17 protein-coding genes are annotated in these 20,553 nt (G+C 63.0%); 7 read left to right on the forward strand and 10 right to left on the reverse strand.

From position 1 onward, the window contains the following. Positions 1 to 13: 13 nt before the first annotated feature. From galE to AC3WJB_RS13165, 5 genes are all read right to left on the reverse strand, one after another. Complete coding sequence (gene galE / locus AC3WJB_RS13145; RefSeq protein WP_492682242.1) at positions 14 to 1,006, reverse strand: UDP-glucose 4-epimerase GalE; 993 nt, start codon at positions 1,004 to 1,006, stop codon at positions 14 to 16. Positions 1,007 to 1,287: 281 nt separating this feature from the next. Continuing rightward, positions 1,288 to 2,172: a ThiF family adenylyltransferase gene (locus AC3WJB_RS13150; protein ID WP_492682244.1), complete on the reverse strand. Its 885-nt coding sequence runs from the start codon at positions 2,170 to 2,172 to the stop codon at positions 1,288 to 1,290. A 280-nt stretch (positions 2,173 to 2,452) separates the two neighbouring features. After that, on the reverse strand, positions 2,453 to 3,286 hold the full coding sequence (locus AC3WJB_RS13155) for a PEP-CTERM sorting domain-containing protein (protein WP_492682246.1): 834 nt from the start codon (positions 3,284 to 3,286) through the stop codon (positions 2,453 to 2,455). Positions 3,287 to 3,463: 177 nt separating this feature from the next. Beyond that, entirely contained in the window at positions 3,464 to 4,276 is an 813-nt protein-coding gene (locus AC3WJB_RS13160; RefSeq protein ID WP_492682248.1) for a PEP-CTERM sorting domain-containing protein, read from the reverse strand. A 460-nt stretch (positions 4,277 to 4,736) separates the two neighbouring features. Continuing rightward, positions 4,737 to 5,792 (reverse strand): nitroreductase family protein, encoded by a 1,056-nt coding sequence (locus AC3WJB_RS13165; RefSeq protein ID WP_492682250.1) that lies wholly within the window; start codon positions 5,790 to 5,792, stop codon positions 4,737 to 4,739. 485 nt (positions 5,793 to 6,277) lie between these two features. On the opposite strand from AC3WJB_RS13165, the gene AC3WJB_RS13170 reads away from it, so the two are divergent. Beyond that, positions 6,278 to 7,129, forward strand: coding sequence for an N-acyl amino acid synthase FeeM domain-containing protein (locus AC3WJB_RS13170; RefSeq protein WP_492682252.1), 852 nt, complete (start codon positions 6,278 to 6,280; stop codon positions 7,127 to 7,129). 228 nt (positions 7,130 to 7,357) lie between these two features. Here AC3WJB_RS13170 and AC3WJB_RS13175 read toward each other — a convergent pair whose 3' ends face one another. The 3 genes from AC3WJB_RS13175 to AC3WJB_RS13185 form a co-directional block, all read right to left on the reverse strand. Beyond that, complete coding sequence (locus tag AC3WJB_RS13175) at positions 7,358 to 8,554, reverse strand: phage tail sheath family protein (protein WP_492682254.1); 1,197 nt, start codon at positions 8,552 to 8,554, stop codon at positions 7,358 to 7,360. A 132-nt stretch (positions 8,555 to 8,686) separates the two neighbouring features. After that, complete coding sequence (locus tag AC3WJB_RS13180) at positions 8,687 to 9,151, reverse strand: hypothetical protein (protein WP_492682256.1); 465 nt, start codon at positions 9,149 to 9,151, stop codon at positions 8,687 to 8,689. A gap of 155 nt (positions 9,152 to 9,306) precedes the next feature. After that, positions 9,307 to 10,872: a S10 family peptidase gene (locus AC3WJB_RS13185; RefSeq protein WP_492682258.1), complete on the reverse strand. Its 1,566-nt coding sequence runs from the start codon at positions 10,870 to 10,872 to the stop codon at positions 9,307 to 9,309. A gap of 1,310 nt (positions 10,873 to 12,182) precedes the next feature. On the opposite strand from AC3WJB_RS13185, the gene AC3WJB_RS13190 reads away from it, so the two are divergent. From AC3WJB_RS13190 to AC3WJB_RS13210, 5 genes are all read left to right on the forward strand, one after another. Further along, positions 12,183 to 13,979 carry a monovalent cation:proton antiporter-2 (CPA2) family protein gene (locus AC3WJB_RS13190; RefSeq protein ID WP_492682260.1) on the forward strand — a complete coding sequence of 599 codons (1,797 nt, stop codon included), beginning with the start codon at positions 12,183 to 12,185 and terminating at the stop codon, positions 13,977 to 13,979. Between the two features lie 214 nt (positions 13,980 to 14,193). Continuing rightward, positions 14,194 to 15,273, forward strand: coding sequence for an asparaginase (locus AC3WJB_RS13195; protein ID WP_492682262.1), 1,080 nt, complete (start codon positions 14,194 to 14,196; stop codon positions 15,271 to 15,273). Between the two features lie 128 nt (positions 15,274 to 15,401). Further along, on the forward strand, positions 15,402 to 16,334 hold the full coding sequence (locus tag AC3WJB_RS13200; RefSeq protein ID WP_492682264.1) for an HNH endonuclease: 933 nt from the start codon (positions 15,402 to 15,404) through the stop codon (positions 16,332 to 16,334). A 44-nt stretch (positions 16,335 to 16,378) separates the two neighbouring features. Continuing rightward, complete coding sequence (locus AC3WJB_RS13205; RefSeq protein ID WP_492682266.1) at positions 16,379 to 16,564, forward strand: hypothetical protein; 186 nt, start codon at positions 16,379 to 16,381, stop codon at positions 16,562 to 16,564. Positions 16,565 to 16,642: 78 nt separating this feature from the next. After that, complete coding sequence (locus AC3WJB_RS13210) at positions 16,643 to 17,512, forward strand: hypothetical protein (protein WP_492682268.1); 870 nt, start codon at positions 16,643 to 16,645, stop codon at positions 17,510 to 17,512. Between the two features lie 120 nt (positions 17,513 to 17,632). On the opposite strand, the gene AC3WJB_RS13215 is transcribed toward AC3WJB_RS13210, so the two are convergent. Together AC3WJB_RS13215 and AC3WJB_RS13220 are read right to left on the reverse strand one after the other, a co-directional pair. Next, on the reverse strand, positions 17,633 to 18,508 hold the full coding sequence (locus AC3WJB_RS13215; protein ID WP_492682270.1) for a pyridoxamine 5'-phosphate oxidase family protein: 876 nt from the start codon (positions 18,506 to 18,508) through the stop codon (positions 17,633 to 17,635). A 177-nt stretch (positions 18,509 to 18,685) separates the two neighbouring features. Beyond that, positions 18,686 to 19,366: a GGDEF domain-containing protein gene (locus tag AC3WJB_RS13220; RefSeq protein ID WP_492682272.1), complete on the reverse strand. Its 681-nt coding sequence runs from the start codon at positions 19,364 to 19,366 to the stop codon at positions 18,686 to 18,688. Between the two features lie 306 nt (positions 19,367 to 19,672). Between AC3WJB_RS13220 and AC3WJB_RS13225 the strand changes: the two genes are divergently transcribed. Continuing rightward, a complete protein-coding gene (locus tag AC3WJB_RS13225) occupies positions 19,673 to 20,551 on the forward strand; it encodes an SMP-30/gluconolactonase/LRE family protein (RefSeq protein ID WP_492682274.1) in 879 nt (292 codons plus the stop codon). The last annotated feature ends 2 nt before the right edge of the window (positions 20,552 to 20,553 follow it).

Raw genomic sequence — 20,553 nt, forward strand, 5'->3', positions numbered from 1 at the left:
AACCAGTCGGCGATCATTCTCCCAGTTTGCGTTCCCACGCCAGTGCGGTCTGGGCAATGAAATCCAGGTCGTCATGGCGTGGCTGCCAGCCAAGCGTATTCCGGATGCGGTCCGACGCCGCAACCAGCGACGGCGGATCACCCGCACGCCGCGGCTCTTCCGTGCATGGCACCGGTGATCCGTGCGCACGCCCGACCGCAGCCAGCACCTCGCGTACCGAATATCCATGTCCGTAGCCGCAATTCAACGTGACTGATGCGCCGTCTCTGCGCAGATAACGCAGCGCGTCGAGGTGTGCACGCGCCAGGTCATCCACATGGATGTAGTCGCGCACTCCGGTGCCATCAGGCGTGTCGTAATCCGTACCGAAGATCGACAGCCTTGGACGCTTGCCCAATGCCGCTTCACAGGCGACCTTCACGAGCAAGGTAGCGTGTTTGGTGGATTGGCCTACGCGCCCAGCTGGATCGCAACCGGCAACGTTGAAATAACGCAGTGCGACGTAACGTGGCCCGCCAGCCGCGGCGAGATCACGCAGCATCCATTCGCTCATCAGCTTGGAGCTGCCATACGGGTTGATGGGTGCCGTCCGTGTGTCCTCGCTGGCCACCCCACCTGGCGGGATCCCGTACACTGCGGCGCTCGAAGAAAACACGAACTGGCTGACGCCGGCGTCCTTGCAACACGCCAGTAGATTGCGGGTGGCGCACGTGTTGTTGCCATAGTACCGCAACGGATCGGCTACGGACTCAGGCACGATGGTGCGTGCGGCGAAGTGGATCACGGTGTCGATACCGTGATCGCGGAGGACCTTCGCTACCAATGACTGGTCGCCTACATTCCCGACGATCAATTTGACGCCGCCGACGGCCTCGCGAAAGCCCGTACTGAGATCATCGAGAACCACCACACGCTCCCCCGCCTCGACGAGTTGCAGGACCACATGGCTGCCGATGTACCCCGCGCCACCTGTCACCAGGATGCCGCCTGTCGGTTGTTGATTCACCTTCTACCCTCGCAATGACCAGCCTTGGAACAGGCCTGGCGCGACCTTATGCACACGCACCGCCAGTCCGAGGCCTGCATAGTACCTTGTGGGCGCACTTCAGCTGACTTTGACATTCTGGACTCGACCCAGCCGCCGGACTCGACCCAGCCGCTGCCCTCAGGTCAGTGTTGCAGCACACGAACCAGCCGCGACGAGCTGTCCTTGCATCTTCCAGATCGGACGGGCAATGGCCGCTTCATTCACAGGATTTTCTTGTTCGCCCGCCTGTTCGTGCACGCTTACTGGCGTAGGAAACGGCGGCGCGCCACCGACAGAAGCAGCCGTTGCAGCGGGTTGTTGTTGCCCCCTGGCCGCCACGTACGTACGAGCTTGTTGCGGTAGGCGTCGAAGTGCAGACCGTGCGGTGCCGCGGGCACCTTGCCCCTGCCCAGCAGGATCTTCAACGCCTGGGTACCGGCCATCCCGGCGCAGATTTCACACGCCATGGGCGTTGACGGCCCCCGCTTATGCACCAGGTCCACCGCGGACGGGTCCACCAGATAGCCCTGGTGCAACACGGCTGGCGCCAGTCCGATCATGAAACGCAGCAATTGCTCATTCGTCGGGCGGCCTTCCAGCCGGAAATATTCTTCGAAGGTCATCTGACCCGGCAGGAACGCCAGCACCGCAGCGCCCATGCCCAACGGCGCCGCAGTAATCGCCGGGATACCACGTTCAGCACACAGGGCGAACAGCTTGGCGCGGATGTCAAGTACGAAAAAGTCGAGCCCATCGACGTACAGATCCACCCCCGACAAGAACTCAGCCATGTTGTCGAAGGTGACGCCGCCGGGAAATTTGTTGATGTCGACATCCGGATTGATATCCAACGCCATCCGCGACACGACATCAACTTTGGGTCGGCCGATGGTCGACTGGAATGCCCCTGCCTGTCGATTGAAATTTTCAACGCCGAAGCGGTCGAGATCCGCGAGGTTGAACGACTGGATGCCGAGTCGGGTCAGGGTCAACAGATGGGCGCCGCCCACACCGCCAAGTCCGGCAATGGCCACGCGCTTGGAACGCAGCTTCGCCTGCTCGGTCCTGGTGATCCAGCCGATCGTCCGGCTGAACGCCGTGGCGTAGTCGAACGGCTCGGTCCCGACCGGTGCTCCCGTCATCATGAGACTCCACCCTCAGCGTGTCGCGCCAGTCGTCGACATGCCAGGCGTTGGCCATGCCAGCACCGTAGCACCCGGTCGCAAACGTGTACATGTCACCATCGCGGGACTTTCGCTGCCCCGCAGGCGCGCCCTGTCGGACGCACACAAAAAAACCCGCGACGAGCGGGGCTAGTTTGCGAGGTTCGATCCATGCTGCGGCTAGCCACGCGGCTTAGAAGCGCAACCTCCCGCTTGCGAGTCCCGTCAACCCGCCAACCGTTGACAAGAAACCCAAAAGCCCTTAGACGTTGCGCCGACGCAAGCCCAAGAACAATCCGGCGAACAGCAGGCCAAGACCGAAGACGCCCAACTCACCAGGCTCCGGCACGTCCACGCGAGTATGATCGATGCAAGGCCCACTCCCTGCGGCACCGCTCCCGTCACCCGACACTATCCAACCGCTGCAGTTAGTACCGGCGATGCCCTGGACGTGCGCCACCGACGACCAGCTGCTGCCGTTCTCCACAAATGGATTACTGGTCAGCAGGCTTGAGAACGTCAGATCATAGGTCGCTGAATCGCCACCCACGAATCGGTTGCCTGACGACCAGCCAAAGGCGAGGTTGAACGTGCCCGGCACCGGCCCCGTATTGAAACCACTCGCATTGTATAGCGCGTTGTTGTCCGCACATTTCCCTGCGGTGCAGGTGAGCCCCGCAACCGCCTGGTTGAGATAAAAAGCCCAACCAACGGTGGCCATTCTGCTGTTCAAGCCCTGGACAAAGTCCGGCCCACTTGTGTTCGAGGACAAGACCAGCGTTCCTGTTCTCGAACCCACGGAGGAAGTGAACTCGGCAGTGAGCCAGGGGGCATTGCCATCCGGGGTGTACCCCGTGAAAACGGTGTCCAGCCCGATAACGGTCGTGATCGAGGTGGCAGCGACCTGCGGAGGCGCCAACGTAAGCACACCTAGAACGATGCTCAACAGAACTGGAATTCTCATCAGAGTTTTGCCCTCGGTAGAAACTTGTCCCTGTTCACCGCAAACAGTCCAAAACAGCCACACGACGGTTACAAGCACATTTCGAGCCAATTTACAGACCATTGATTTCACTACGGGATTATCTACTTTCAATCAACGCATATTGCCAGCTCGTAAGGAATACCGACGGCTCCTTGCCTCTGGCTAACTTGCCAGATGGGTAGCGAAATTTCACCTCCAAGCAAATGCGCCCCCCTTGGCGCACACAAAAAATGGCGCCACTGGAGGAAGTGGCGCCATACATCAATGCGAATACCTATGACGTGTGCTTTACGCGCGCTCGTCAGACTCTTTGCGGCGACGCCAGGCGAACAGACCCAGGAAGCCCAAGCCAAGGCCCAACAGACCGATTGCACCCGGCTCCGGTACCGCCACAGTTCTGCCGGTCAGCGAACCATTACCCTGGATCGGATAGGAACAAATATCATCCAGGTTGGTAGTGACCGTGGTGCAGGTATTGGCGGGGAAGGACGAGAAGGACGAGGAAAGATTGAAATCCGCGAACCCACCATTACCGTCGGGATTGGAGTTGGAGTCGAGGATGAACGCCGCCGGGCCGCCCGTTGCATCCACAAACCCGAATCCACCGGAACCCAACGCCGGGTTGCTGATGGAGCCAACGAGGGTGGCGTACAGCTGGCCGTTGGGGTCCGCAAAGCCGGCGCGCGGGGCGGTATGGCCAGTCAGGGTGACCCATGGCGTCCCGCTGACCGAGCTGGGATTGCCAAAGTCAAAGCTACCCGCAGCCTGTGTGTAAAACTGGAAGTTTCCGCTATCGAACACGACTTGGAGGCCACTGATGCTCTTCACCGTATAGGTGAACGTAAACGTGAGGTCGCAACCGGAACAAAAGCTGTTGATCCCGTTGATCGAACCGATCTGGCCGTAGCCCGTCAGTACGTCGCCGACAGTCGAAACGGGCGTTTCTCGTAGGTTGAGCGATTGGATGGTCAGGTCGAACGGACTGCTGGAATCCCAGTAGACACCCCCTACGCTAATGGGCGTGGCAAGCGTCGATCCACTCCACGCACCCAGGGCCAGTGCGCATGCGAGTGCAATTCTCATATTTTTCTTCGTCAACATGCTCTTCTCCTTAAGGCCGATCAAAACGGCCATAACAGGCAACTGGTCGTGAGTGCCGTTGCGAGTGTACTTAAGCAACCGACGTGCCATGACCATAACATGCTGTTTTTACTGTGGTTCGTGCTGTCCCATAGCGTGGGTTCGCTCCACGTTTGTAAGGCATTCCGACATCCCGCCGCAGTCGGGTGACTGTCCGCACAAGCCCGACGCTCGGTAGTAGTTGACTGTTTTCCCTAGGTTTTATCGCCGAAAAGACTACGAGTCGCGTTTGTAAAAGACTCCGACACCACGGAGATCACACATCGGTCGACTCGTGAGGTGACGGCGCGTCCAAAGGTGGTTCCAACCCGAGCTCCTCTTGTGACTAGCCGAGTAACTATCGGCCAGGTAGATGATTCCAGGACCAGGTCGCGCCGGTCCCGAAGCCATCACACACAAACGAACATCGTGCCTGTTATGACTATTGGAAAGCGCCGAAGCTCGCGGGCGCCCGTCGTCCGCTGCGCGCACATGGTGCGGAGCGCGCGCGCCCAAGCCGCAAAAACACCAGCCCGTGGCCCGGTGCGCACAAGTCTTCCAAGGCCGCACGCAGGTGCGAGAGCGGCCCCTGAAACGCAGGTTCGATGGGTACGAATCCCAGACTGAGCACGCCCGCGGCGGCATATGGCTGGACCGACAGCCCTTCGAGGGTGGCCTGCAGCCACACACGCTGCAAGGCACGGCCAGCGGCGAGCACATCCGGTCGCGTCGTGGATGGAACGACAAGCAAGCAGAGTCCGGGCGACAGGCGGATGGGCAGCCAGGCCGAACGCCAGCCTAGTATCGACGCCGCCCCCAGCCGGTTGAACAGGCCCATGAGCGCGGGACGACGCAGCATGCTGAAAACCGGGCGCATCGGGGGCTCCACCGCCAGCGTGGCCGGGGCCAGGCCTTCCTCGCAGGCACCATGCCAGCCAGCGCTGAAGCGGATACTCGAAAAAAGTTCCGCGTGCAGCGTCGGGCTGCTGAAACGTAGCGTCTCGGCCTGCCTGATGACGTTCAATGCAGCTCTTCCTTCAAATGGTGTCTGTGGCCACCACAAGCGTTGCCCGGGAATCAGCTGGGCCTGGGCATTCAGGCGCGCCTGCGCCTCGCCAGTGATCGGGCCGCGCCAAGGGAAATGCCGGTCGGTATGACGCCGGTCAATCGCAGCGGCGAGCGGCTCCGGTTGGTTACACCGGGGATTGCGGCGCCAGCGGATGCGCGCGACATGCAACTCGTCGTCGGGGCGCGGGAAGGTCTGCAGATCGGCCGCGTAACCGAGCGACTGGGCGCGGACGAGCATATTTTCCAGGCACGCGCCGGCAGCCAGGTCGCTGAGGACATATCGGGTATCGGACACGGAGCCGCTACGGCCCGTGTCGATCCGGACGTCCAAATCGTCACCAGACCACGCAAACTGCCACGGCTGCGAATTATCCGCCGAGGGTGCAGCGATACCCGCGCGAAGAATGTCTGCTTGCGTACCTTGATCCACGGTCGTCCCGTTCGTGTATCGGGAGTACTGGATTTGACGCGAATGCGCCGAAGCAGTCAAACGTCCCAGCCGATCACGATGACCTGTTCTCAACGGCATTCACCGCGTCGGGAATCCCACTTTCCGGGACCCAAACACACCCGTCAGGTGCATCCCGCCAAGAAAACTGGCTTGTCAATCATCCAGAAGACGGGCCCGATGCAATGGCATGCAAGGCTGAAACGTGCGCTGCGTCGCGAACGGACGTCCAAATGCTGACACGCGACTTGAACCCGTCGAGGTTCAGGATGGTGACTGGAACCTGCATCGGGTTCTCCATATTCATACTTGGCGCACAAAACCCTTGTATGGTCGTCGCATAGAATTCACATCGCCGTTGCGCGATGTAGACAAAGGGGCAGCGTCCGTGACGGGCACTAGCCGTCTCCAAACAACCTTGGGCGTGCATATTGCCAGCGGTCCAAACCTGACCAGGTCTCGCCACCATGAAAGTCTCCGACACATCCCGAGCCCGCCCCGGTCACCGGTTGCAGGCCAGCACGGTCATCGACTTCCCCGCGCGTTTCGTGCGTCCAGAGTTGCGCAGCACCGAACCATCGTGCTCGTGCGCAACCAGCCTTGAAGAGGTGGAATCAGCTTGGCAACTGGTCTATGAACGCTACACGCAAATGGGATTGATCGACGAAAACCCGTTTGGCATTCATGCCGTTCCCGGTGCGGTGGGACCACATGCCTGCGTGATATGGGGGCCGGAAGGGTCCGATGTCGGCTATACGATGACCTTGTTCCGCGACAATCCCATGGCACTGTCGCTGGACAGCGTATATGCGCGAGAGCTGGATGAATTGCGTGGACTGGGGTGCCGCCTGCTTGAGGTGGGGATGCTGGCGGATCGTCGCCAGTCTGCCTCACGAGGCGTCGGGGCGTTATTCAGCATGATGCGTTGGGCCATCTATTACGGATTGCACACGGATCTGACCGATATCGTCATCGGCGTGCATCCGCGGCATGCCCAGTTCTACGTACGCTGTTACGGCTTCGAGCAATTTGCATCACCAACAAGCTACCCCATGGTGCGAAACAACCCGGTGGTGCCCTTGCGCCTCCGTCTGCTCGAGAGGCTGGCAGCAGACGTGCTGCCACGAGGTCTCGCGGATGCGCGGGACAATCCAATACCTGCCAGCGCGTTTGCACATCGCTTCACGTTCGAGCCGGAGCAACTGCGTGGCTCCGTGATCGCGGAATTTTTGAAAGACCGCTATTGCATCGACCCGAGCCGAAGCGCCGCCCCCCGTCCAGTCGACTGCGATCTCGCATTGTCAACCCGGGCTCTGTGACGAATTCCATCGATTCAAGCGATCGGGACCCATGCGCAAAACCGACCGCCGCACTCATGTAGCGCCGGGCGTCGCACGCTCCGACGCGACCAGCGCCACCAATTGCGGATGCAGACCTTCGGCACCGGCTAAAACCAAGGTGCGCCGCCATCGCGCCATCTGCTTCATTACCCCGCTGCAGCGTCGCGAGCGCAAGGGCGAGGTTATCCACGCCATCCGCAACCGTTCTTACGCCGTGCATATAGCGAATCGAAGCAACTCGAATTCGGCAGGCTTCTGCGGTGCAAATCCAACGAGCAGCTTGGCCACGCCGTTCGCGACGTCGCCTCGGCTGGTCGTGCTGCGATCGCAGCGCACGAAAAAGGCTTGTGGCGGTGTGCTGCCCCGGAAGGCGCCCTCGAGGAACAAACCGTAAAGGAACATACCCACGTCCACGCGCAACGCCGCCCACAAGCTCTCAGCGTTCGCCTCGAAAGCCGCCCATGCCGTGCCGCGGCGGATGCTCTCTTCGATGTACAGCGCCGTGCGTCGCACCGCTACATATCGCCATGGACTGGTCGAGTCAGCCGCACCAGCCAGGGTGCGGCCGCCCCACAGCACCGTGCCAACCGACGGCAGCGTGCGGAAACAGTTGAGCGCCATCGGGTTGAGTTGCTCGACCGCCCGCTCGTCGAGCGGACAGCTCAGACCGTTCACGCCTTTGAGCACGGCGGCGGCACCCGCTGGCGTCTTCCAGACCCCGGCTGCCACACCCGCCGTAGCGTAGATACCAGCAACCGCGCCGCAAGGCGGAAAAGCACGCACGCGACCCTTGTCCAACGAATCGGGCACGAGCAGGCGGGGAAAGAATGCCGCCCCATCGGGGGCGGTGATGCCGAGCCGATTGGCCTTCCAGTCGGCCGCGGCAGCCACCGTCGTGACGTCGGCTGGAGGATCGACCAGAAGGAACGCTCGCCGCTCGCTGCACTGGGCAATGGCTGCGGCGTAGACCGCCTGGGTGTCGACGCTGGCGTCTACCTTCGTCGGATCGCCGGCCTCGGCGCGCACCGCGTCGGGGATGCACAACAGGTTGAATGACTCGGCCCGCAGCAGCGCGTAGATGCCGGTGAACGCCGCCCGGTCACCAATGATGTCCGCCGTGGCCGGCAAGCCACCGTTGGCACCAGGCGTGTGCACGACCACGGCTTGGCGTCCACCGTTCATGAAAAACTGCTGCACTGCATAGCCGAGCGCGCTGTCGCTGGCCAGGCCACCGTACAGACGCTCGAAGTCGACAAAGCTGTCGACGGTTTGCGCCTGGTGTGGGGCGCCGCTTCGTGCGTGGCCGACGAAGGCAGTGACACCCGTCGGGGCGCCGACGATGGGACGCCGAACAGCAGGGACTTCCTGCACGTAAGTTCCGGGCGACAAGGGAAAGCGCGGCATGGTGGTCGCTCCCTGGGGCGAGGCACGGTCGGGTGCCGGGCTGCGCAATAACGATGCCGCAGGCCCGCTCCGGCGTCCAGTGGATCAAGGCGGTGATCCCCGCGGCCAGCCGCTCCCAACGTCAGGGTGCGCTCACGGCTCCGGCTCGGAAACCCATGCCTCCCGTTGCAATGCATCCGGCAGTTCGCGGGCGAGCGCCGTCTCTTCGCGCTGATGGTGGTGCTCGAGCACGTGGCGCAACGTATGGATCGCGTCGATCAAACCCAGTACCGCTGCGTATGTGGGGTCTGCGGCTTCTGGGGGCTTTGCGGCCACGGCACCCATGCGCGCGGCATAGGCATCAGCGAGCAGGATGATACGTTCGTGCTCGAGCTTGTAGACCTCCGCCGCCCATCGCGCATGTCCTGGCACGTGCGGCAGGAGCCGGCTCTCCTCGATCGCGATGTGCCGGTCGAGCGCTTGACGCCAAAGCAGCAAACTTTCGTGCGCGCGCCCGAAGTCGCCCGCGACAAGGCGCAGCAGATGCAACCGCAACAGCGCGTCGAGACGCTGATGCTCGAGCTCGAAGTTGGCGACGGGATGGGACTTCAGAGGCACGGGCCTGCACGCTCGACACGTCGGGGTTGTGGCAATAGCGGCGCCAGACCATCCATCACGCCGCGACGCCGCCCACGCTTGCGTGCCAGGCGTCGCCGGGCCCTGATAAATGAACCTGACTCTATTTTTTACTCCGCGGGCGGTACGGCTGCAGGTCAGCCACCGCTGGTCTCGCGGATGAACGCAGCCGTATTGTCATGCAGGTCCTTGAGCGACGGCAGGTGCGCGTACACCATGTGGCCGGACGGGTAGTAGTGGAACTCGATGTTGCTGCGCAGGCTCTGCGGAATCGGGAGATGGTGCATTTCCACCCAGCCTTCGAAGTACGGCGTCGAAATATCGAAGTACCCACCATTGACCATGAGCTTCATGTCGGGGTTCTGCTTCATCGCCACGGCGAGATCGGGCAGCACGTTCGGCAGCTGGATGAGGGGGTGATCGGCACCCGGCGGCTGATGCGTATAGTCCCAGCTCTTGTAAACCGGGACGCCCGGCTTGAACGCCAGTTTGCCCTGGTAGTTGAGCGCCTTGCGCGCATAGTCGTTGAACGCGGCAACGTATGCCGGCCCGATGGCCGAACCTTGCGGGTCATATTCGGCAACCTTGCTCAAGGGATCGAGCGTGGGGCCAACAAAACGCGTGTCCAGCGTGCCGATGGTCAGCTGCTGCTGGCCCAGGAGCTCCTTCTGGAACGCGCCGTACTCGATGCGCAGGTTGGTTTTCAACAGGTAGGCAACGGGTAGCCCCGTATAGGCGTGCAACTTCGCTGCGATCGCCTCGCGTCCGGGCGCACCAAGCTCGGCGCCCTGCAACAGCGCAAGCGCATAGTCGTTCGTCGCGAAGTGCTCGACTTCCTTCAGGAAGAGCTGCAGGTCCGCCGGCTGGTTGGGAAGCCGGTGGTGATACCAGGCCGTCGCCGCGTAGGACGGCAGCGCGAGGATGTACGGCGTGTCGTTGGAGGGATTGAGCTGGGGATCGTCCGGCAGCGAATCCCAGTTCAGGATCACCGACAGCAACATGACCCCATTCAGGTCGATGTCCTCGTTCTGCAATGCCAGCGCCAGCCCCGCCGCGCGCATCGTGCCGTAGCTCTCGCCGAAGATGTACTTGGGAGAGTTCCAGCGGCCGTATTTGCTCAGGAACTCACGGGTGAACACCGCGAAGGCGTGAATGTCCTGATCGACACCGTAGAAATGCTTGGCGGCATCCTTGCCGCCGATGCGCCCGAAACCCGTGCCCGGCATGTCGACAAAGACCAGGTCGCTGGCATCGAGCAGGCTCTCGTCGTTGTTCACCAGCGTATAGGGGGCGGGCGGCGTATGCGCGTGGTCGTTGGTGAGCACACGGCGCGGACCAAACGCGCCCATGTGCAGCCAGACCGTCGAGGAGCCGGGCCCACCGTTGAACACGAAGGTGAGCGGCCGTCCAGATACGTCAACGTCGCGCTTGAAATAGGCGACGTACGACATCGTCGCTTCGGCCGTAGGATTCTTGTCGTCGTCCGGGGCGGCGGCGTCACTCCAGCCCTTGGGATGCACCACCAGCGTGCCGACAACCGCGTCGTAGGCGACGTTTGCACCACCGACCCGGACGCTGCCAGCCGATTTCCAGGCGCTGGGCTGGAAGTCCGGGGCCGCGTCGGCCTTGGTCGACTCGCTCGCGTGAGCCGTACCGAAAACGAAAAACAACGCGGTCGCAAAAAGCAGCAGGACGGACTTCATCTGTGTATCCCCTGGGCAGCGGTGTGTTTGGAGAATGCAATGGCGCCCCGCCCAAGGTCAATGCGCCCGGCCCTGCAAGACATGACTTCACACAACCGCAGAGCCCTCGACGCTGCCTTCAAACCGCAGGTGGTGTAGATGATCCGGAAATGGTCTGAGCATGGTCAGGTGTACCGTAACCAGGACCTGGTGCACGGGGCCGTATGCCGCAGGGTCGCGGTACGATGCCGAACAGTCCAGCCAGCCCGGCGCCGGAGAGCCACTGGGATCGGAGAAACCCGATGCAGCGTGAACTTCTCGAAGCATCGCCTACAACAGAAGCTGCACTCTGGTTCCAGTCTTGGTCGGCGAGCCCCATCGGCGCCACCTTCGATGATCGGAATCTGAAGTACGCCTACCCGAGGTGAGCAAAGGGAGGATAACGCTTGACCCGACTGGCGATGCATCCAGCGATCACGGAAATATCGGGACGACGGATAGCGGCGACGGTGATAACCATCGGCCTCCATCTCGTCCTGTTGTTAGCGGTGCTGAGACCGACGACCTATAGTGGAGACAGGTCGGTGATAACGCGGAACGAAGTGGCGACACTTGAATTGAGGCTTATTCAGTCACCACAGACCGTTCCGATTCCCCCGCCCTCGCCGGCCATTGCAACGCTGTCAAAGCCAGATACGAAATCACAGCAACCAGTCCATCAGGTCGCACGCGATCTTTTGCCGGACTCCCGGTCAAACGCCAACGTGGCGACTTCGCCGGCAACGCCGGTGATACCGCTCGTTGCCCTCCCATCCAAGGAGAGTTCGGCCACCATCGGGCCGTACCGAAACAATTCCGTGCCGACAGGCGACGGTGGGTTGCGTGAGCGATTGCGCAACACTCGGCGTTCCGGCGCAATCCATGGGATACCCGGCTCCGACCGACGTATCGTCCCTGGTATCCAATTGACCGATCCACTGAATCAGGGACTCGGAGCTGCCATGCGCAAGACGCAGCGTGTGTTCGGTATTACGAATCGCCACTGCGTTGACGTGGAAATCTGGCAGCACCTCGCGCCTGACGAACTGAGGGCGAGACATCTCACGACGGCAGACGTGGAAAGGGAACGAGACAAGTACGACTGCGACCGCCCGCTTGGCCTAAGTTTCTAAAGGTAAGCGAGAAGCTGGGACAGCTCATTCCGTCCCGGTTTCGGAATTCGCCGCTGAACGATGTTCACCAGAACTGCCCACGCGGGTGCCGGCGATGCTGATCATGCGGTTATTGCCGGCGTGGAATAATCCAGCCTCCCTCACCGGAGTTGCCGACGCGTGGACAGCCATCATCTGTTGCAGACGGCCCTGGTGTTCCTGCTCGCCACGGTGATCGCGGTGCCGTTGACCAAGCGCTTCCGGCTGGGCGCCGTGCTGGGCTACCTGCTGGCGGGCATGGCGATCGGGCCGCAGCTGCTGGGCCTGATCCACGACACCTCGGGCGTGGCGAACATCGCCGAGTTCGGCGTGGTCCTGATGCTGTTCGTGATCGGGCTGGAGCTGTCGCCGCAGCGGTTGTGGGTGATGCGCCGCTCGGTGTTCGGCACCGGATTGTTGCAGGTGCTGGCCAGCGGCCTGGCGATCGGCGCGATCGCGTACTACCTGTTCGGACTCAACGGCAAGGCGGCCTTTGTGGTGGGCGGCAGCCTGGCGCTTTCGTCCACCGCGTTCGGCCTGCAGATCCTGGCCGAGCGCAAGGAGGCGGGTTCCGCCTATGGACGCCAGGTGTTCGCCGTGCTGTTGTTCCAGGACCTGGCGGCGATTCCGCTGATCGCGGCCCTGCCCCTGCTGGCGGCGTCCCCGGCCTCGCATGTGGAACTGCTGGGCGTGCTGCGCACGATCGCGGTGATCGTGGCGGTGGTGGTCGGTGGCCGCTATGTGTTGCGCGCGGTGTTCCGCTTCGTGGCCAAGTCCGATTCGGTCGAGGTGTCCACCGCCACCGCGCTGCTGGTGGTGATGGGCGTGGCCTGGCTGATGGAACTGGCGGGCCTGTCGGCCACCCTGGGCGCGTTCCTCGCCGGCGTGCTGCTGGCCGATTCCGAATACCGGCATGAGATGGAATCGAACATCGAGCCGTTCAAGGGACTGTTGCTGGGGCTGTTCTTCATCAGCGTCGGCATGTCGATGGATCTGTCGCTGCTGTGGCATCGACCCGGCCTGGTGCTGACCCTGCTGGCGCTGCTGCTGGCGCTGAAGGGCGCCCTGCTGTGGCCGCTGGGACGCTGGCTGTGCGGGCTCAATCGTTCCGACACGCTGCGCATGCTGGTGCTGCTCGCCTGCGGCGGCGAATTCGCCTTCGTGGTGCTGCGGCTGGCCACCGAGCAAGGCTTGCTCAGCATCGCGCAACGCGACCTGCTGATGCTGGTGATCGCACTGAGCATGGCGTTGACGCCGCTGCTGGTGGTGCTGGCAGCAAAGGCGCTGGACCTGCGGCCGCGCCCGCCGGCGCGCGAGTTCGACACCATCGACACGGCGCCGCCGCGGGTCATCATTGCCGGCTTCGGACGCGTCGGGCAGATCATCGGACGCGTGTTGCGCGCGCAGGGGATTCCGTTCGTGGCGCTGGAGCATTCGGCCGACCAGGTCGATTTCTCGCGCCGCTTCGGCAGCATCAACCTGTTCTTCGGTGACCCGGCGCGACCGGAACTGCTGCGCGCCGCGCACGCGGCCACCGCCGAGGTGTTCGTGCTGGCCACCGACAACCCGGAGGCGAACCTGCGCACCGCGCGGCTGGTCAAGCGGCAGTACCCGCACTTGAAGATCGTGGCGCGCGCCCGCAACCGCCAGCACGTGTTCCGCCTGCTCGACCTGGGCGTGGACGACCCGGTGCGCGAGACCTTCCACTCCAGCCTCAAGATGACCTGCAAGACCTTGGAGGCGCTGGGCCTGTCGCACGAGATGACAGTCGATCGCGTGGAACGCTTCCGCCGCCACGACGAGGACCTGCTGCAGAAGCAGGCTCTGGTCTACGACGACGAGACCAAGCTGATGCAGAGCACCCGCGATGCGCTGGTCGATTTGCAACGATTGTTCGAAGCGGATGCCGAGCCGATGGCCGAACGCGCACGCGACTGAAACGGTGTCAGCTTGACTTTCCGGGCCGGCAGCAGCGTGATTGCCTCGCCTGCCGCAGGCTGGAACGAGGGCAAAATGGGACGGGGGAAGTACAGGAGGTCGCACTCAACTTCGTCCGCCCCGGTTCCAAGGTCCCGTGAACTGCCATGTAGACTGCCTGCGTGCCGGGATTTCGTGTCCTCGATCACTTCCTTTCCTACCAGGAGCCTACGACTTGGCCCATCGCCTCTCCGCCCTTTCCGTAGCCTGTGCCGCGATCGCGCTCACGTTCGTCTCCGCGTTTGCCGCCCCACGGGCTACTGCGGCACAACCGTCAACGCTGCCGAAGGTGTTGATCATCGCCACCGGCGGCACCATCGCGTCGACCGGCAACTACTACCACGATCGCGGCGGCAAGGTGAACAAGATCAGTGCCGAAGCATTGACCCAGGCCGTGCCGGGCATCGACAAGATCGCGACGTTGAGCCTCGAGCAATTCTCAAACGTCAGCTCGGAAAAAATCGGCCCCACGCAGTGGCTCGCGCTTGCCAAGCGGATCAACGCTGCTTTCCATGACGACACCGATCTCGCCGGTATCGTGGTGACCCACGGGACCGACACCATGGAAGAGACGGCCTACTTCCTGGATCTCACCGTGGCCGGCGACCGACCGGTCATCGTCACTGGCTCCATGCGGCCGGCCGACGCCGTTGGTGCCGACGGGCCGGCCAATCTCTACAACGCCGTGCGTGCCGCGGCGGCGCCGGCTTCGCGTGGCCGCGGCACCATGGTGTTGATGGACGACCGCCTCTTTGCCGCACGCGAGGTGACGAAGACCAACACCTCGCGGGTGGAAACGTTCAAGGCGCCCGAGCATGGCCCCCTCGCGATCGCCGATCACGACACGCTCTTCTTCCAGCGCCCACGCCCGACGCAGCGATCGACATTCGACATCTCCGGGATCACGTCGCTGCCTCGCGTGGACATCATTTATGTCTACCCTGGAGAGGACAGCGCGCTCATCGACGCTTCCCTGGCAGCCGGTGCAAGGGGACTCGTCATCGCCGGCGCGGGTGCGGGTGGCACAACGCCTGACATGAGCGACGGGCTTCGCCGCGCCAAAAAGGAAGGGGCGAGCGTAATCATCGGCAGCCGCACGGGATCGGGGCGGGTGGCCGGTCGCGAGGGACGCACGACGGCCGGCGATCTCAACGTACAGCACTCGCGCGTACTCCTGATGCTGGCGCTGACCAAGAGTACGAAGAAGGAAGACGTCGCCCGGGTTCTCGCAGCGCACAGTGGCTCGGAACCGTAACCGGAAAACGGCGTCAGATCGACGTTCCCGGAAAACGTCCTAGGCATCTTGGCGACCCAATTGACGTCAGAGAGTGCTTTGGTCCTTTTTGTCCTAACCTGGTGAAGCAGGGCAGACAGGCACAGGGGATGAGCAGCAGCGAAGAACTTGATAAGCGCATGAGGGCGGCTGCTTTCCAGCACGTTCGGCTGCTCAGCGCCACGCGCGACCATCTCACCTCGAACGACCTTGCCGACGGCTTCGTGTTCGATAGGAAACGAATCCCGCTCGTGAACCCTCAGCGCGGCATCTTCAAGCCAAGGCAGATGCGCTACCTGTTGTCCATCCGGACCGTGTTTCCGCGGCCAGGAGCCAAGGTCTGGTACGACGACCAGCGGCACGTGCACCGCCAGCTCTACGAAAGCACGGACTTCGTTGACTACGCCTTCATGGGCAAGGATCCCGACGCGGCTGACAACCGCTGGCTGCGCGAAGCACTCGAGAACCGCATCCCCGTCATCTACTTCATCGGCATCGCGCCCGGTTGCTTCACCGCGATCGTCCCCAGCTACGTAGGGGGATGGAATCGGGAAACGCTCAAGGCCTCCATCGGTTTTGGCGACCCCAACACCTATGACGAGTCACGCTTTCCCGATACAGAGCCCGCGCGTCGCTATGCATTGCGAACCGTCCAGCAGCGGTTGCATCAGGCAGCCTTCCGCCAGGCCGTGATTACGGCGTACGACGGGCGTTGCGCAGTATCCGGCTTGCCGGAGCCTTTGCTGCTCGATGCCGCACACATCATCCCGGACAAACACGAGGTCCTTGGCCAGCCAGTAGTGCCGAACGGCATTCCATTGTCGAAGATTCACCACGCCGCCTTCGACGCACATCTCATTGGCATCGATCCCGACTTTCGAATGCACGTGTCTGCACGACTGCTGGAGCAAAAGGATGGGCCGATGCTCGAGGCGATAAAGCAGCTCGACAGGCAGATCATCCGCTTGCCGTCCAGAACACAAGATCGCCCGGATCGCGACCGCCTGGCCATGCGATACGAGATTTTCAGAGCCGGCGCATAACGCGTGAGTCCGGCTTCCAGCCATCCGCACATAGGGGATAGAGCATGCCGAAACGAAGGGAAAGCGGCTTCGATTTCCTGGCTTCGATGCTATGGCCCGTCCCGATCGCGCTCGGGATCCTGGCCTATATCGGCATTCGCTACGGAAGCGGCTGGCTCTTCGGCTCCAGCCAAAACATCTGCATCGCCGGCTTGGCCAAGCAACTATCCAGCGATGCCTTCGCACCGTAAAAACGGGGAGTAGACTCACGGCACGGCTTCAGGACTCACGTCGGATCGAGACGGCTTCCAGACCCTGTTCCGCCCGCCATGTCCAGAACGAGACGCTTCCCGCAATCCATCCTGTGCAGTGCCGCCGTGCTGCTCGTGACATGCGGGCTGGTCAGCCTTCCGGCGCACGCAGACGACAACAGCTGGCATGTGGCAGTCCAGGCCGAACAGGCAGTGCCCAACGGCTGGGTCCGCGTGCGGGAAAACGCCGTCCAGGGCACGCAGCTGTCCATCCACGGCGGACTGGGCGTCAACCGCATGCAGACGATCAGTCTGAATGCCTGGAAGCCGCTCTCCGACACCAGCGAGTTGCACCTCGGGTTTTCCACCAGCCGGCTGGACGGCCGCACACCGATCGGCGCACCGGTGTACTACAACGGCACCACCATCGCCCCTGGACACCTGGATACCGCCACCGGCTTCCAGGACTTCATCGCCTTCGACGCGTCGTACTGGCACCGGCTCCTCGACTTCGGCAACGGCGGCGGCTTGTGGGGCAGCGTGGGCGCGACCTACGTGATGCTCAACTTCAAGCTCGACGGCACCATTGCCGCCGACAGCATCGGCCACGAACTGAAGGAGGACTTCTACGTGCAGGAGTTGCCCGTGCCCATGGTGGGCCTGCACCTGCGCTATCCGTTGACCGATGCACTGAAGCTCACGGCAGACGTCACGATGGGACGGCTGCCCTGGGTCAACAGCTTGCGTACCGAAGGGGGTGAAGTGCGGATCGCGCAGACCAACGAGGAAGAGGAGCTGGGTCTGGAGTATCGGTTCGCATCGCACTGGCAAGCCGTCGCCTACATCGTCCATCGCTACCTCGGGCAGGATGAACGCAGCCGGGAAGACGGCAACGCCATCCACCTCGGCTCAACCGGCATCGGCCTCGGCGTCGATTACCAGTTCTGAGTCCCCGAATGGCACAAACAACACGACTTGGTCGCCGATCAAAATTCGTCCCCGGCACTTTTTCAGTATGCCGGACCGCCCGTGCCGCAGGGCGGCGACGGCATCGCGCCCGCGCGGAGTTCAGGCATGCTGCGCGGCCTCAGCGCGCATCGCGTTCTCGCGGGTCCGGTGCACGGTGCCGGGCGCGTGGTGCGGTGGCGCGTAGATCGTCACCAGCCGCAGGCGCTTGTCGCCGGTGTTGCGGACGTCGTGGCGCGTCCCGGCCGGCACCAGCAGCACGTCGCCCTTGCCCAGCGGCTGGCGCGCGTCCGCCAAGACCGCTTCGCCCCCGCCCTTGGCCACGAGGAAGATCTGGTCGTTGTCGTCGTGCACTTCCTCGCCGATCGCTTCGCCCGGCTGCAGGCACATGAGCACGATCTGGGAATGGGGTCCGGTGGCCACCTCGCGGCGGAAGTCACGGTTGTGCGTGGCCAGTGCGCGGATCGACGTGTCGAACGTGCTCATGTCGATTCCCTCGGTGGATGTCGGGCGGTCGCCTCCGCCGCACGCAACCAGGTCCGCGTGCCCGAAGCCCTGCGTGTAGTCGAGCACCGAGATCACCGTCGGCTCGACGCGGAAGATGCGCACCTGGTCGGCGGTGGGCATCGGGAAGGGCAGCGGCGTTGCCTGCTCGGGGTACCTGGTGGGCAGCAGGCGCAGCACGCGCTCGGCCTCGCCGGGATCGAGCACCAGGGTCGCGCGCGCGGCCATGGACAGGCCGGTGATCGTCATGATGTCCGGCGTGTCGTGGTCGATGGTCAGCGACACCCGGTCGTCGCTTGTGAGGTTTCGGGCCTTCTGGCTGTCCAGCCCGCACAGGAAGTACAGCACCAGGCCTTCGTTGACGTAACCCACGGTGGTGGCCTGCGGCCAGCCGTCCGGGCGCACCGTGGCAACCGTCATGATGCGGTGCGCATCGAGCAGGTCGAGGATCTTGCGCCGGATCGCTTCGTCCATCGCCAGCCCTCCTGTCGGGATGACGCATGCTCTGCCCGCGCGGAAGCCACGATATTGATGCCGATCAATTCCGGGCCGATCGGAGCCCCGCGGCATCGTGTTCACTAAGCAAAGGGGACGGAGGAAGTTAACCGGGTCGGATTTAACTTCCTCCGTCCCGGTTTCGGGTTTCTGGACTCAGGGGGCCTCCTCTGTCTCAAGGAAGCTCTGCGCACCATTGCGGCCAGCACGTTTGACCCAGTACAGCGCGGCATCGGCACGCCGCAGCAAACTGTCGATGCTGTCCCCACGCCGGGCGAGCGCTACCCCGCAGCTGATCGTGACGAGGTGGCCGTCGACCAATGGTTCCGCCGCCAGGCGTCCGCACAGCGCATTGGCCGTGCGCCATGCCTCTTCCTGTCCCATGCCCCGAACCAGCGCCACAAATTCGTCGCCGCCCCAGCGGCCCAGGGTGTCCGTGCTGCGGAATACTTGCGCAGCGCGAGTCGCCAAGGCCACGAGAACGGCGTCGCCGACAGCATGTCCAAGCCGGTCGTTGATGGACTTGAAGTGGTCGACATCGAAAACCATCAACGCAAATCCGCCACCATGATCAGCAGAGCCGGCAAGCTCGGTCCCGATCACCGCAGCCATGCAACGGCGATTGGGCAGCTTGGTGAGATCGTCCGTATTGGAGAGATGTGCCAGTTCATCAACCGTCAGCTGTGCAAGCAGCAGGCGATGCTGATAGCTGGAAAAAAAGTACAACGCGGCGATCAGCACCGCCGACACGAGGTGCAACTGCAAGGTGAAATTCGCGTAGGGCGCGTCAATGTCATGCAGCAGATAAGGCAGGCTGACACTGAGGACGAGCGTCATGATACCGACCGAAATGGCCAGACTCGTCCTGTGATCCGCCAGGATGAAGGCAAATACGTCCCACTGCGAGTCTGCTGCGAAAGTGCACTCTGACCGCAGCCGCTTGCCGGATCACTAACACTCGATTGTAATGGCGGCAGGGCATCGCATCCCCGATGTCGAGATGGCTGCCGACGCACGTTATGGATGCTGGAAGACGCCGACCCAGGCGCCCTGTTTCACGTTACCCCGGGAAGTAAGCCAGGAGGCGAAGACAAGGCCACCACCACTCCCCTCCCTCCCATGACCACGACAAAGGACACGCCAATGATCCGCGCCGTTTGCTTCGCCCTCGCCATCCTGGCCGCCTCTGCTTCAGCGTCCCACGCAGCGGAGATCGTCATCCACGACGCCAAGTCGCAACCCGAAAGCATGGCCGTGGGGCCGGACGGCACCCTGTACGTCGGCAGCGCCAGTACTCCCTATGTCTATACGGTGAAGAAGGGCGCCACCACGGCCGCGCCCTTCATCGATGCCAGCGCCGCCGGCCCCGGCACCTTCTTTTTCGGCGTACTGGCCGATGCGGCAACCCACACTTTGTGGACTTGCCAGCTGACTCCCATGGCCGGAGCCTCCCCGGTGCGCCGCACCACCGCCCTGCGCGGCTTTGAACTGAAATCCGGCGCGCCGAAGCTGAGTTGGACCCTGCCGGGCGACAACTCCACCTGCAACGATTTCACCGTCGGGCCGGACAAGGCGCTCTATATCACCGACACCGCCAACCAGAGGATCTACCGCCTCGCGCCCGGCACCCAAGTCCCCAAGCTCTACCTCGACAACCGCAGCCTGCTCGGCATCGACGGCATCGCCTTCCTCAACGGAACGCTGTACGTAAACAATGTCTTTTTCAACAAGCTCTACCGCGTGCCGGTGGGCCCCGATGGCAAGCCGGGCGCACCGGTCGACATCTGGATGGATGCCCCGGTCCACGGGCCGGATGGCATGCGCGCCGCCAACGGCAAGCTGTTCGTCGCCGAGAACGGTGGCGGCAAGATCAGCAGCCTGACGATCACCGGCGACACCGCCCACGTCACCGTCATCAAGGACGGGCTGAAGACCCCGACAGGCGTCGAACCGGCCGGCGATACCCTGTGGTTCACCGAGCGCGGGACCGGCAAGGTCTGGTCCGTGTCGATGCCCAAATAAGA

Source organism: Rhodanobacter sp. FW510-R10 (assembly GCF_058781105.1).

Coding starts and splice junctions, on each gene's coding strand:
- AC3WJB_RS13150 (WP_492682244.1), bottom strand. CDS start 2,172: ATGATGACGGGAGCACCGGTCGGGACCGAGCCGTTCGACTACGCCACG.
- AC3WJB_RS13160 (WP_492682248.1), bottom strand. CDS start 4,276: ATGTTGACGAAGAAAAATATGAGAATTGCACTCGCATGCGCACTGGCC.
- AC3WJB_RS13170 (WP_492682252.1), top strand. CDS start 6,278: ATGAAAGTCTCCGACACATCCCGAGCCCGCCCCGGTCACCGGTTGCAG.
- AC3WJB_RS13175 (WP_492682254.1), bottom strand. CDS start 8,554: ATGCCGCGCTTTCCCTTGTCGCCCGGAACTTACGTGCAGGAAGTCCCT.
- AC3WJB_RS13185 (WP_492682258.1), bottom strand. CDS start 10,872: ATGAAGTCCGTCCTGCTGCTTTTTGCGACCGCGTTGTTTTTCGTTTTC.
- AC3WJB_RS13200 (WP_492682264.1), top strand. CDS start 15,402: ATGAGCAGCAGCGAAGAACTTGATAAGCGCATGAGGGCGGCTGCTTTC.
- AC3WJB_RS13205 (WP_492682266.1), top strand. CDS start 16,379: ATGCCGAAACGAAGGGAAAGCGGCTTCGATTTCCTGGCTTCGATGCTA.
- AC3WJB_RS13210 (WP_492682268.1), top strand. CDS start 16,643: ATGTCCAGAACGAGACGCTTCCCGCAATCCATCCTGTGCAGTGCCGCC.
- AC3WJB_RS13215 (WP_492682270.1), bottom strand. CDS start 18,508: ATGGACGAAGCGATCCGGCGCAAGATCCTCGACCTGCTCGATGCGCAC.
- AC3WJB_RS13220 (WP_492682272.1), bottom strand. CDS start 19,366: ATGACGCTCGTCCTCAGTGTCAGCCTGCCTTATCTGCTGCATGACATT.
- AC3WJB_RS13225 (WP_492682274.1), top strand. CDS start 19,673: ATGATCCGCGCCGTTTGCTTCGCCCTCGCCATCCTGGCCGCCTCTGCT.